This is a genomic window from Pseudomonas sp. FW305-3-2-15-E-TSA4 (genome assembly GCF_058787295.1).
The window spans coordinates 36,246-48,397 of sequence record NZ_JBYSZP010000012.1 but is presented as its reverse complement, the minus strand read 5'-3'; the positions used below and the strand labels follow the sequence as shown (position 1 = coordinate 48,397).

The window sequence follows — 12,152 nt, the reverse complement described above, 5'->3', positions numbered from 1 at the left end:
CTATGCTGCGAACATCGAGATGCAATGGAGTTGAAGATGAAGAGCTGGATTGTCGTAGCGCTGGCCGCGCTGATTTCCTTGTCCGTCCATGCGGCCGACGCCCCCACCGTGCGCGTCGAGCCGATCGCGTTCACAACCAGTGCCGACAGCATCCAGCGCAAACAGTCGATCAAGGGTGACCAGACCGCGCAGTACACATTCAACGCCAAAGCCGGCCAGATACTGACCGTCGACTTCAAACCGTCCAACACCTCCGCTTACTTCAACATCCTCGCCAAGGGTGCGGATTACGCGCTGTTCAACGGCTCGATCATGGGCAATCACTTTCTCGGCCCACTGCCCGGCGATGGCGAGTACACGGTTCAGGTCTACCTCATGCGCAACGCCGCCCGGCGTAATGAAGTGGCCAACTATCAGTTGTCGCTGAGGCTGGTCAATGGCGATGCCATCAGCCGGCAGCAGCCATTCGATCAGACGCTGGAATTGCACGGCATCGCTTTTCACGTCAGCACCGAGCAGGTCGATGGCAAACCGACGCTGCGCATCGCTCCCAAAGGGCTGGAGATCGACAACACGGTCATCAGCCAGGCGCTAACGGGTGATGTGGTACGCGCCGAAGTCGCCGACATCAATAACGACGGCTCCCCCGAACTCTACGTTTTTACCCGCTCGCCCGGGCGCGGCATGCCGGGCGAACTGATCGCCTATTCAGCCAACAACAAGAAATCCCTGAGCGCAATCTACTTGCCTCCGGTCAGCGACAACCCGAAGACCGCGTCGGGCTATCAGGGCGAGGACTCGTTTGCGGTGGTGGAAAGCACCCTGGTGCAACGTTTCCCGGTGTATGACAGTGCCGACGCTGGCGCCGGGCGTACTGGGAAGATGCGTCAGGTTCAGTACAAGTTGGTGGCGGGTGAAGCCGGGTGGATTTTGCGCGAGGACAAGGTCACGGAATTCTGAAATGACCTGGCTCGTTACGGCCGACCCGGAAGCCGATTTCGCCGCGGATCATCTGCCCTGAGGCATTGCAGAGCGGTCGCTGCCGAGATGAATTTTTCTTCACTGCTCAGGCTCGATCAACACGGTACAGTCCGCTCGCTCATTCAAGAAACTACGGTTCGCCCGCGCTCTCCCGCGGGCTTTTTTTTGCCTGGCGTTTGCTGCCGAAGCGATACACCCAAGTGTCCTGCACGCCGTGCTGCTGCGATTGCCGCGCCTGTGGGTGAACCCTGATCAGCGCAAACGCCGCCGCTTCAGCCAGACGCTGACTGCGAGCGTTGGCCGACGATGTGGTCAGGTAAAAGGTGAACTCCGGCAGGCGCCTGACCAGTTGCTGCAGTACTTCGCGCATGTAGCCCTTGCCGGCAAACGCGCTGTTGGCCCAATAACCGACGACATAACGCTTGCGTCGACGCGGCACGAGGCCGATGCAGCCAACGACGGCTTGTTCGTCTTCAGTCACGATGAATAAGCGCCGCTCACCGGTCTCGCTGGCGAAATCAGCCCGCGCTTGCAGCATGGACGAAAGCGCCCGCTCCTCACTGGTGTGTTCAACCGCCCACTCGAGAAAAGGCGCATGCTCGTGGTAACTGGCGTTCAGCGCCTCCCGCACCGGAGCGACCAGCGCTGGGTCCGGCGCCCGAACACGCAGCGCCAACCCGTTCACCGTCAATGCAAATTCCATTGCTTGTTCCTCCAATCCCGGAAATGCCGCAGTCGATAACCCTGTGCACTCAACCAAAGAAATTTACAGAGCGCCAGCGCGGTTTGTTTTTTTCCATCTCCTAGGCAATCCTGTCCCTCGATCCTGCCAACCGGAGCGCCCGATGTCACTGCTGAGCCTGCCCTGCCAACGCCTGACGCTCGCCATCCTCGCCCCGGAACAGGCCGAGCTGGAAAGTGACTTCTATGCACGCAACCAGCGCCATCTCGCCCCCTGGTCGCCGATTCGCACCACCGAATACTTTTCTACCGAACAGATTCGTCGACGCCTTGAAGTTCAGGCCAGTGCTTTCGAGGCCGGGCTGGCGATGCATTTCGCCCTGCTGACGCCGGATGGCCAACAGATGATCGGCGCGTGCAATTTCAGCGGGATCATTCGCGGCGCGTTTCAGGCGTGCTATCTGGGTTATCACATTGACCACGCGCATCAGGGTCAGGGTTTGATGCAGGAAGGCCTGGAGGCTGGCATCGGCTACATGTTCGATACGCAGAACCTGCACCGGATCATGGCCAACTACATGCCCGGCAACGAACGCAGCGCGCGATTGCTGGAGCGCCTGGGTTTCGAACGCGAGGGCTACGCCAAGGCGTACCTGAATATCGCCGGGCGCTGGCAGGACCATGTGCTGACGGCGCTGGTCAATCCGCTGTTTGAAACGCCGGAGAAGCGTTGGTCGCGTCAACTGGCGTGAGTTTCACAATTTGTTAAGCATTGGCGAAGTATGCTCAAGGCTCCTGCCCTTTCCGGTTGCCTGAAATCCATGCCGCGTGCCGCCACTTCACTGTTTCTACTCGCCGCCCTGCTGTTTTTTTTCGCTTTGGGTAACCACCAGTTGCAAGGCTCTACCGAGGCCCGGGTCGCCGGGATCGCCATGGAGATGCATCTGGACGATGACTGGGTGACGCCGCGCCTGTTCGGCGAACCGTTTCTGGAAAAGCCACCGCTGAGCCTGTGGCTGGACGCCGGCGCCATGCGCGTGTTCGGTGTTTCGCCATGGGCAGTGCGACTGGCGTCGGCGGTGGCCGGGTTGCTCAGCGTGATGCTGCTGTACGGCATGCTGCGCCGCTTCGGCCGGCCAAAAGCGGTCGCGTGGACGGCGGGGATTCTGCTGGCGACCATGGCCAGCTACTGGAGCAACGTGCGCGGGGTCGGCGAAGATGCGCTGCTGGCGCTCGGCGTGACCACGGCGCTGCTGGCGTTCTTTCAGGCGCAACGTGGACCGAACGCGGCTAACTCGCTGCTGTTTATCGTCGGCATCGCCGTCGCCACTTTGAGCAAGGGCGTGCTGGGACTGGCGATGCCGGGGTTGGTGATTTTCGCCTACCTGCTGGCCGACAACCTGATCGACAAACGCCTGAAGGTCGGCGCCTGGCTGCGTCCCGGCCTGCTCACGCTTGTAGGTCTGATTCCGTTGCTGATCTGGCTCGCCGTGCTCTATCAGCGCGGTGGTTCGCACGCTGTCGCTGAAGTGCTGCTGACCAACAGCGTCGGTCGCTTCAGCGGCTCGTTCGTCGAGGCCGGGCATTACGAGCCGTTCTATTACTACCTCGCCAAACTCCCGGAAGCGTTCCTGCCGTGGAACATTCTGGTGTACCTGGGGCTGTGGCATTTCCGCAAGGAGCTGAAGGCCAACCGCTATCTGCTGTTTTTCAGCCTGTGGATCGTCGCGCAGTTCATCATGCTGACCCTGGCCTCGAGCAAGCGCACGGTGTACCTGATGTCGATGACCCCGGCGGCGGCGGTGATCGCCGCTGAGTACGCACGCGTGTTGTTCGAGCGCTTGCAGGCGCGTGAAAACGCAGACCGCTTCATCGGAAAAGTCGCCCGCCATCGTCAGGCGATTGCCGCAGGATTGCTCACGGTGGTGATCGCCAGCTACCTCGGCGCCGCGCAGTGGGCACTGCCCAACGCCGACAAGGAGTTGTCGTTCCTGCCTTTGACCGAACACATTCAGAGCTTGCAGGCCAACGGTCAGCGGGTCGCACTGTTCCAGGCCAATGAACGGGTCGGCGGCGCCAGCGTGTTCTACACGCAACGCGTGCTCAAGGGGCTGGATACTGACGCGCAACTGCACGACTTCCTCAGCGCTTCCCCCTCGAACGTCGCGGTGATCTCGGCAGACAGCGAACCCGCCGCACCGCTCAAAGTGCTCAAGACCATGATGGTTGGGCGTCAGGCGTACTACTTCGTCGGCTACTGACGACCCTCCGCCAGACAATAAAAAACCCGCCGTCACTGGCGGGTTTTGTTTGCGCTGCCGCTTGGCAAACGTCGGTTCATCGGGTGCTCACTGAGTGCCAGTCGGAGGCTTCGATGAAGCCAAGCACCCGCGGGTCCGCTTTGTTTGCGGCAGACACAAACAGTGAGGAACCGTAGCCAGGGTCAGAAATCGGTGTATTCAAGTCCTTTTCCAGCTCCGCCATGCATTCGCTGTGGGTCACCAGGATCAGGTTGCGCCCCGCAAGCTTGTGCGCCAGCGCTTCCTGCAGGATGTGGCCCTTGCAGCTGATTAGCCAATCTTCGCCGCTGGCCGCGCGGTTGAACATGTAACTGGCGGTCTGCACGGTGCGCAGCATCGGGCTGTTGTAGATGTCGGCGTTATTCAGGCCCAGATGTTCAAACTGTGCACCGACACCGACCGCAACACTACGCGAGCGGTCGGTGATGCCGTCGTCGCCACTCAGGCACGGCGCCGGCGAGTGATCACAGCGCTCGACGTGACGCACCAGCACAATCATGTCGCCCTTGGCCCATCCGGCCGCCAGTGCACGGTCGCCGGACACATTGCCATGGGCCAGGTCCGGCACCGCCGCCGGGGCGAGCAGCCACAAGGTAAGCGGGATCACCAGCAGCAACGCGGCGAGCACCACCCAGGTATTGCGATAGCGGGCCAGTCCGCTCAGAGAAATCGAGCGTTTGACGCCGAACAGACTCAGTCTCAATTCCACATCGGGCCGCCTCGTCGGCATCCATCACAGTCAATTCGATGCGGCGAGGGTAGAGAGACGGGCGTAAGTGACGAGTGAAACGCATGTGAAAAAAGTCTTGAAGCGCCCTTGTTACAAATTCCGTCGGACAAAAACCTTTCAGCTCTCGTGTTTGCGGCCGATACAGACCTGCTAACACCCTTGCTGGCTCAAAAAAACAACAATCTTCCAGCCTGACCGACGATCAAGTAGCTCTACGTTCCTGGAGGAATTGTGATGAATAGCTGGTTCGGCAACATCAGCGTGAACATGAAATTGGGCCTGGGCTTCGGCCTGGTCCTGGCCCTGACCTGCGTGCTGGCCCTGACGGGCTGGACCAGCCTCGGCGGCCTGATTGACCGCAGCAACTGGATGAGCGACATCACCCAGCTCAATGCCGGTCTGACCAAGCTGCGCGTGGTCCGCCTGCAATACATGCTGACCAACGGCGACGAAACCGCCGCGCAGAATGTACAAACCACCCTCGAAAGCTTCGCCGCGCAACAACAGGCGCTGATCAACAAGTTCAAGAGCCCGGAAAACGTCAAACTGCTGAAAGAGCAGGCCGCGACTATCGCCGAATACCAGACCTCGCTGAACAAGATGCGCAACGCCTACCGCACCGGCAACAGCGCCCGCGACGTGATGGGCACTAACGCCGACACCGCTTACAACCTGATCGAAACGATCAGCAAGCGCGTGCAGCAAATGGACATGAGCGAGCAGCGCTTCGAGCAGTTCCAGGCCATCACCCAGGCCAAGGAAGCGTTCATCCTGGCGCGCTATGAAGTGCGCGGCTACACCGCCACCACCAACGCCGAAACCGAGCAGAAAGCCGTCGGCCAACTGGACGCAGCAATCGCCAGCCTCAAGCAACTGAACGTGCATTTCGCCGCCACCCAGCAAGACGCCCTGCGTCAGCTGGAAACCGCTTTGGCCAACTACCGCAGCGCGTTGCAGGCGTACAAGAACGCCAACAGCGAAGCGGTGCAGGCGCGTAAGGAGATGACCGATCAGGGCACCGCGATCGTCAACACCAGCGAGCAGCTGTACCAGATCCAGCTCGACCGCCGTGACATCGAAAGCGCCCAGGCGCGTACCTTCCAGCTGATCAGCACCCTGCTGGCGCTGTTGGTCGGTGTGATTGCCGCGGTGATCATCACCCGTCAGATCACCCGTCCGTTGCAGGAAACCCTGGCCGTGGTCGAGCGCATTGCCAGCGGCGACCTGACCCAGAACGTCACGGTCACCCGCCGCGACGAACTTGGCGTGCTGCAGCAAGGCATTGCGCGCATGGGCGTGACCCTGCGCGACCTGATCAGCGGCATCCGCGACGGCGTCACCCAGATCGCCAGCGCCGCCGAAGAACTCTCGGCCGTGACCGAGCAGACCAGCGCCGGTGTCAACAGCCAGAAGGTCGAGACCGACCAGGTGGCCACCGCCATGCACGAGATGACCGCCACCGTGCAGGAAGTCGCACGCAACGCCGAAGAAGCCTCGCAAGCCGCAGCCGCCGCTGACGGCGAAGCCCGTGAAGGCGACAAGGTGGTGAATGAAGCCATCGCGCAGATCGAGCGTCTGGCCAGCGAAGTGGTGCGCTCCACCGAAGCCATGAGCGTGCTGCAACAGGAAAGCGACAAGATCGGCAGCGTCATGGACGTGATCAAAGCCGTGGCCGAACAGACCAACCTGCTCGCGCTCAACGCCGCGATTGAAGCGGCGCGTGCCGGTGAAGCCGGGCGTGGGTTTGCCGTGGTCGCCGACGAAGTCCGTGGTCTGGCCCAGCGCACGCAGAAATCCACCGAAGAAATCGAAGGTCTGGTCGCCGGTCTGCAGAACGGCACCCAGCAAGTGGCGGCGGTGATGAACAACAGCCGCGCCCTGACCGACAGCAGCGTGGCCCTGACCCGCAAGGCTGGCGACTCCCTGGAGAACATCACCCGCACGGTGTCGAATATCCAGTCGATGAACCAGCAGATCGCCGCCGCGGCCGAACAGCAAAGCGCCGTGGCCGAAGAAATCAGCCGCAGCATCATCAACGTGCGCGACGTGTCGGAACAGACCGCCGCGGCCAGCGACGAGACTGCAGCGTCCAGCGTTGAACTGGCACGCCTGGGTGGCCAGCTGCAGCAGATGGTTAGCCACTTCCGCGTCTGATCTTCACCTCTGAGCTGAACGAAAGATCGATTCGCGAGCAGGCTCGCTCCTACAGGTACGGCGTTGATCACGGATCATGTGAACAACGCCAATCCCCTGTAGGAGCGAGCCTGCTCGCGATGGCGTCAGCCCAATCACACTGATGTCCCAGACAACCCGCCTTGTGTAGGAGCTGCCGCAGGCTGCTATCTTTTGATCTTGTTTTTAAAATCAAAGTCAAAAGATCGCAGCCTGCGGCAGCTCCTACAGGGATTGCGTTCGATCAGCAGTCCGGTGCCCCTTAGCGAGTCCCGCGCTGGCGCAACGCCGAGGGCATGAAATACGCGTCTTCCGGCACCGGTTGCGAGAAGTCCACGGTGGAGGCTTCTTCGTTGTCGAGGTTCTGCACGTAGTAACGGCGGGCCTGCAGGTCGTGGAACACGTCCAGTGCGCTCCAGGTGGTCGGCAGATCGTAGAAGTTTTTCAGGTAGGCCATCGACACCCGCCACAGCTCCCCTCGCCCATCGTATTGATCGACCAGCGCCGCACCCCAACTGTCCTCGTCGAGGAACAGCACGCGTTTGGAATAGACATGTCGCGCACCCGGTTTGAGGTTGCCTTCGACCACCCACACGCGGTGCAGCTCGTAGCGGGTGAATTGCGGGTTGAGGTGGCCCGGGGTCAACAGTTGCGCGTACTTCACGTCGGGGCTGCCGACCTTGTAATTGTTGTAAGGGATGTAGATTTCCTGCTTGCCCTTGAGCTTCCAGTCGTAGCGGTCCGGCGCGCCGTTGAACAGGTCGGTATCGTCTGCCGTGCGCAGGCCATCGGATGAGGCAATAGGCGTGTCATATGCCAGGTTCGGCGCACGACGCACGCGGCGTTGCCCGGCGTCATAGACCCAGGCCTGGCGCGGGTCCTTGAGCTGATCGAGCATCTCGTGCACCAGCGCCGCGCCACCGGCCAGTCGCGCCGGACTTTTCACGAAGGCGAGGTAGTAGAACAGGATGTTTTTCAGGTCGGCGTACTGCCCGCCCGGACGGTAGAAGTTGAACAGCGCTTCCTGCTGCGAGGTCACCAGCGCAAAGCTGCCGTTGCGCTGCACCGGCGCTTCGGATGCGCGACGTACCACGTAGATTCCGCGATAACGGGTGATGTGGTTCCACAGCACTTCGATGCCGTCCTTGGGCACCGGGAACGGTACGCCGCCGTAGGCATCGGCGAATCCGCTGCCGCCCTCCAGCAGCTTGGCCGAGGTCGCGTTCTTCAGGGTGTTGTCATACAGCCACTGCGGCGCCGAACCCGAGCGACGCGACGGGTAGACCGGCATCTGGAACGTGTCCGGGTAGCTGTTGAACAGCGCAATCTGACCGGGGCTGAGGTGGGCCTTGTACTGGTCGAGATTGGCCTTGGTAATGGTGAACAACGGCTTGTCCGCCGCATATGGATCCGGGTGATGTTGGCCCGGTTTGTAGCCGGCGGGCGCCTGGGTGATGCCGCCGGTCCAGGCCGGAATGGTGCCGGCGGCGTTGCCGGCGCGCTCGGCGCCCATAGGCGTGAGGGTGGTTTTCAGTTGTTCGGCTTGTTGCGGGGTGATGGCGGCGAGGGCGCTGCCGGCGGTGAGGCCCAGAACCAGCGCCAGCGAAATTCGGGTCATGCTTGAAGTGTGAAACATGATCTTCTCCAAAGTACAAAAACCTGTGGGAGCGAGCCTGCTCGCGAAAGCGGTGTATCAGTCGACATCAATGTTGAAGGTGCCTGCCTCTTCGCGAGCAGGCTCGCTCCCACAGGGGGGATGAGGTGTTGCTGAAATCTCGTGTAGTCCCTTAAAGGAAATACTTGAGGTTGAACCCGACGTTGTCGCGGTCGCGAATCCCGTTGTTCTGCCCGCCGCCCCAGAAGTTGGTGTATTGCACCTCGGCTTCGAGCTTGTTCTGGTAGTTGGCCTTGATCCCCAGGGTGCAGGCCTTACGCCCGTCGATGGTGTTGCCGGCTTGATAGCTGTTGCCCTTGAAGTCGTCCTTGTAGACGACGTAAGGCGACACGTTGACCCCGGCGTACACGTCGTTCCAGGTACCGTTGAACATCACTGTGTAGCTGTAGGAATTGCGGTTGACCTGATCGTCACGATCACCGCCGGACACATAAGAGGTGTTGCCGGTACCCGCGTAATAGCGCGTGCTGCCGTCGTAGGCGGTGTATTGCAGACTGCTGCCGCGCAGGTGTTCGGAGGCCAGTTCGAAGATGCCGAACATCGAGTCGAACGACAGCGTCGGGCCGAAGTTGTAGATGCTGCCCAGTGAGGTGTTGAACGCTTCCACGCGCTCGGCGTTGTTGATCTCCCTGTCGAGGGTGACCATCTGCCCGCCGACATTGACGGGTTTGCCGGTCACCGCCACAGCGGCGCCGTTGGCCAGGTCGCCGATCAGATCGTTGGTGGCAGCGACACCGATCGGCAGGTTCGGTCGATAGGCGATCTCGCCGAATACTGAAGCCTGACCCAAAGTGGTGTTGAAGCTGAAACCATACATGCGGATGTCTTCGGCATAACGCCGATGCGCCTGAATGTTGCCCATCACATCGGCCGTCGCCAGACCGTTAGCCAGCGCCCCGGCCTGACTGCCAGCGACGCTGGAGAGCATGTTGGTCAGGGCATTCATGTCGATGCCCTTGTAGCCCCCCAGATCAGCGGCGATGGTCGGCTCCTTGGCGTGGTAGTTGACCAGATACAGGCCGAACTCGGTGCTGTTGAGTTCCTCGGCGATGTAGCGGAAGGCGAAGCCGAACTGGCCGTCATTGCGTGCGTTGTAGTCCTTGCCGATCGACGCCACTTTCAGCGTATTGCCGTAGGCCGGGGTCACACCGTTGGCGTACAGGCCGGTGCTTTTCAGCGCCGGGCCGAGTAACGGGTTGTTGCCCAATGCGCTGTACAGGCCGATGACGTTGCCGAAGCCCGGCACCGGGGTATCAAGCGCTGTGCCGCTGAAGTTGTTGTAACCGGTGTTGCCGCCATCGGCGAACAGGTCAGTCTGCGAGTAGAACGTGCCGACCGGGTCGATGCGGGTTTCCTTCCAGTTGGTCTGGTAGAAGCTCTCCAGGGTCAGCGAATCGCTAAGGCCGATGTTGAAGCTCACCGCCTCCACCGGCATCAGCACTTCCTTGACCTCGGCGCCCGGCAAACGGTATTTCGCCGCGTCCACCGGGTTGGTGGTGTTGACCCCGCCGCGATAGAAAATCCCCTCGCCCCAGTTGAACACCTGACGCCCGACCCGCGCGGTGACCGGCATCTGCGCCACGTCCCAATTGCCGTAGACATAGGCGTCGAGCATCTCGATCCGGCTGCCGGCGATGTCGCGGGTCTGGCTGGTGAAGCGGTCATCCTGCGGGTAGCTCTGGCTCGGCTGCGTCGGGTTGTTGTTGCGGTAGTAATCGTTGCGCTTGTCCATCAACTGGGTGTCGTAGAACGCCGTGCCGCGCAGGAACATCCCGTAGTTCTGGTAGTTGGCCTCCAGCTCGGAAGTGATCTTGTACACCTCGGAAACCAGCCCGGTGTCGAAGTTGCGATTGCCGTCGTTGGTGTTGACGTCGTCGTTGTTCTTGTCGCGGCCCTGCACCCGCCACAAACGCCCATAGGACAGCGTCGTGTCGATCGAACCGCTGACCTGATTGTCCAGCACGCTGAACTCCGCAGCCTGCAGCGCATCCACCGCACAGAGTTGCAGCAGCCCTGCCAGGCCGACACCGGGAAGTGCCACGCCGGTGAGGCGCAATCGAGTGTTGATCATGGGTTCCTCCTTGTTCTTATTGTTTTTTGTGTGGCCGCGATGGCTACGGTGCCAGTCCCGCACGGACATAAATCCGGCTGTGCGCGCCGAAATTCCCGAGCAGTTTGAACAGCTGCTGATTGAGTGCCGGATGCTCGAATGTCTCGCGCTGCAACTGATTGCCGCTGCTGAAATCACTGGTCACCGGCGCCGTTTCCAGCCACAGGCCAATGGCTTCATCGAACGCCGCCGAGTCCTCGACCGACTCGGCGCTGACCACGTCGCGCAAGTAGTCCACCGAGTACGGCGGATAGTGTTGGTCTTGAGCGACATCGGCGTAGGCCGCGAGCATCGGATGCGCCTGACCGGTGCGCAGCACGCGGCGCAACCAGGTCGATTGATACTTCTCGATTTCCATATGGCGGGTGGCGACCCGTTCGATCGAGGCTTTTTTATCGTCGGCAAAACCGGCCAGCGCCTTGCCTTCCAGCAGCAACAGACTCGGCAGTTCGACCCCGGGCAGCGGCTTGGCGTGATACGGCTGGGTCAGGTCCTGCACGTGGTGCACGCCCCAACCGAGGAACCGGTAACCCCAGTAAGAATGGCCACTGGCGAATGCCAGTCGCGCCAGCCCCAGGTACTGATAGGCGCGCCAGTCCGGCCAACTGCGCTGAAGAAATCCGGCAGCGGCATACACCACCGCGCTTTCATGGAAGAAGCCCATGTGGAACGGCGCCTGCGAGCTGTACTGAAAACGCGCATCGCCAAACGGCTGCGGGCCAAAGCCATACAGCGCGCCGACCTCGCCGGGGTTGTCGCTGAACAGGTTGATGTCGTGACCGTAATCCGGCTCGTCGGCGGCGCTTGCCAGCACGGCCAGCGGCGCGACGTTCTCGCCATCCGCCACGCGAATGAAACGCTGACGATTCCATGGCGAAAGCGTCTGCTCGACCATCACCTGATCGGAACTGAGATGTTCGCGTTCGGGCAGGTCTTGGCCCGGCAGCGGCTGAATGACCATCGCCAGATGAATGCGCGGATTGAGCCGCAACGCAGTGAGAAAATCGTGGCGCAGATTGTCGCTCGGTAAGGCGGGCAGCTTCAGATTGTCGGGGCGCGGCGGGTACTGGGTGAAGTGTTCACGGGCGAAGTTTTCCTGTTGCTCCAGCAGCGCGACCACGGCTGGATATTGCTCGGCGAGAAAACGCTCCAACGGCTCGACCTCAACCGGCGGCGCATCGCGCAGCGCCGGCAATTCCTGCAACGCCAGATAGCTGCCCACCGTGTGGTTCGACCAGCCCCACGCCGTTGGGGCCGTTGCACAAAGCAGCAACAGGAGAAAGGTCAGCTTCATTGCTTTTAATTCTTATTGGAGGTGCTGTGGGGGGTTGAGCCTAACAACCGCCGCCGACGCTGACACTGTCCGATCTCACCAGAAAAAGTCTCCGATAGCGCCATGTGCACAATAGCGAGAACACCAATGTTCCCCTGTGGGAGCGGGCTTGCTCGCGAAAGCATCACCTCGGTTCAGAGCGAACCGAGGTTTTCGGGTCACCTCAAACC

Annotated in this window: 9 protein-coding genes and 1 pseudogene; 5 read left to right on the top strand and 5 right to left on the bottom strand. The window is 61.2% G+C overall.

Features of this window, described 5'->3' with window-relative positions:
• The first annotated feature begins 36 nt into the window (after positions 1 to 36).
• Positions 37 to 960: a hypothetical protein gene (locus AC3WMV_RS17610; RefSeq protein ID WP_103367752.1), complete on the top strand. Its 924-nt coding sequence runs from the start codon at positions 37 to 39 to the stop codon at positions 958 to 960.
• Between the two features lie 151 nt (positions 961 to 1,111).
• On the opposite strand, the gene AC3WMV_RS17605 is transcribed toward AC3WMV_RS17610, so the two are convergent.
• Positions 1,112 to 1,684, bottom strand: coding sequence for a GNAT family N-acetyltransferase (locus tag AC3WMV_RS17605; RefSeq protein WP_103367751.1), 573 nt, complete (start codon positions 1,682 to 1,684; stop codon positions 1,112 to 1,114).
• A 142-nt stretch (positions 1,685 to 1,826) separates the two neighbouring features.
• Between AC3WMV_RS17605 and rimJ the strand changes: the two genes are divergently transcribed.
• Both rimJ and AC3WMV_RS17595 read left to right on the top strand, forming a co-directional pair.
• Entirely contained in the window at positions 1,827 to 2,414 is a 588-nt protein-coding gene (gene rimJ / locus AC3WMV_RS17600; protein ID WP_103367750.1) for a ribosomal protein S5-alanine N-acetyltransferase, read from the top strand.
• 30 nt (positions 2,415 to 2,444) lie between these two features.
• Positions 2,445 to 3,923 (top strand): ArnT family glycosyltransferase, encoded by a 1,479-nt coding sequence (locus AC3WMV_RS17595; protein WP_103367749.1) that lies wholly within the window; start codon positions 2,445 to 2,447, stop codon positions 3,921 to 3,923.
• A 76-nt stretch (positions 3,924 to 3,999) separates the two neighbouring features.
• On the opposite strand, the gene pmrG is transcribed toward AC3WMV_RS17595, so the two are convergent.
• Positions 4,000 to 4,671, bottom strand: coding sequence for a lipopolysaccharide core heptose(II)-phosphate phosphatase PmrG (gene pmrG, locus AC3WMV_RS17590; RefSeq protein ID WP_097090453.1), 672 nt, complete (start codon positions 4,669 to 4,671; stop codon positions 4,000 to 4,002).
• A 255-nt stretch (positions 4,672 to 4,926) separates the two neighbouring features.
• Between pmrG and AC3WMV_RS17585 the strand changes: the two are divergent.
• Positions 4,927 to 5,940: pseudogene (locus tag AC3WMV_RS17585) on the top strand (methyl-accepting chemotaxis protein); the annotation flags it as partial.
• A 42-nt stretch (positions 5,941 to 5,982) separates the two neighbouring features.
• The gene (locus AC3WMV_RS17580; RefSeq protein ID WP_371260362.1) at positions 5,983 to 6,846 is read left to right on the top strand and encodes a methyl-accepting chemotaxis protein; all 864 of its coding nucleotides are present in this window, start codon (positions 5,983 to 5,985) and stop codon (positions 6,844 to 6,846) included.
• 280 nt (positions 6,847 to 7,126) lie between these two features.
• Here AC3WMV_RS17580 and AC3WMV_RS17575 read toward each other — a convergent pair whose 3' ends face one another.
• From AC3WMV_RS17575 to AC3WMV_RS17565, 3 genes are all read right to left on the bottom strand, one after another.
• Positions 7,127 to 8,500: a DUF1329 domain-containing protein gene (locus AC3WMV_RS17575; protein ID WP_027614127.1), complete on the bottom strand. Its 1,374-nt coding sequence runs from the start codon at positions 8,498 to 8,500 to the stop codon at positions 7,127 to 7,129.
• A 151-nt stretch (positions 8,501 to 8,651) separates the two neighbouring features.
• Entirely contained in the window at positions 8,652 to 10,610 is a 1,959-nt protein-coding gene (locus tag AC3WMV_RS17570; RefSeq protein ID WP_103367747.1) for a DUF1302 domain-containing protein, read from the bottom strand.
• 43 nt (positions 10,611 to 10,653) lie between these two features.
• Positions 10,654 to 11,943 carry a phospholipase C/P1 nuclease family protein gene (locus AC3WMV_RS17565; protein WP_103367746.1) on the bottom strand — a complete coding sequence of 430 codons (1,290 nt, stop codon included), beginning with the start codon at positions 11,941 to 11,943 and terminating at the stop codon, positions 10,654 to 10,656.
• Positions 11,944 to 12,152 lie beyond the last annotated feature (209 nt).

What these genes read in the sequence shown, in the direction of transcription:
- AC3WMV_RS17610 (WP_103367752.1), top strand. Translation starts at nt 37, where the DNA reads ATGAAGAGCTGGATTGTCGTAGCGCTGGCCGCGCTGATTTCCTTGTCC.
- AC3WMV_RS17605 (WP_103367751.1), bottom strand. Translation starts at nt 1,684, where the DNA reads ATGGAATTTGCATTGACGGTGAACGGGTTGGCGCTGCGTGTTCGGGCG.
- rimJ (WP_103367750.1), top strand. Translation starts at nt 1,827, where the DNA reads ATGTCACTGCTGAGCCTGCCCTGCCAACGCCTGACGCTCGCCATCCTC.
- AC3WMV_RS17595 (WP_103367749.1), top strand. Translation starts at nt 2,445, where the DNA reads ATGCTCAAGGCTCCTGCCCTTTCCGGTTGCCTGAAATCCATGCCGCGT.
- AC3WMV_RS17580 (WP_371260362.1), top strand. Translation starts at nt 5,983, where the DNA reads ATGGGCGTGACCCTGCGCGACCTGATCAGCGGCATCCGCGACGGCGTC.
- AC3WMV_RS17575 (WP_027614127.1), bottom strand. Translation starts at nt 8,500, where the DNA reads ATGTTTCACACTTCAAGCATGACCCGAATTTCGCTGGCGCTGGTTCTG.
- AC3WMV_RS17570 (WP_103367747.1), bottom strand. Translation starts at nt 10,610, where the DNA reads ATGATCAACACTCGATTGCGCCTCACCGGCGTGGCACTTCCCGGTGTC.
- AC3WMV_RS17565 (WP_103367746.1), bottom strand. Translation starts at nt 11,943, where the DNA reads ATGAAGCTGACCTTTCTCCTGTTGCTGCTTTGTGCAACGGCCCCAACG.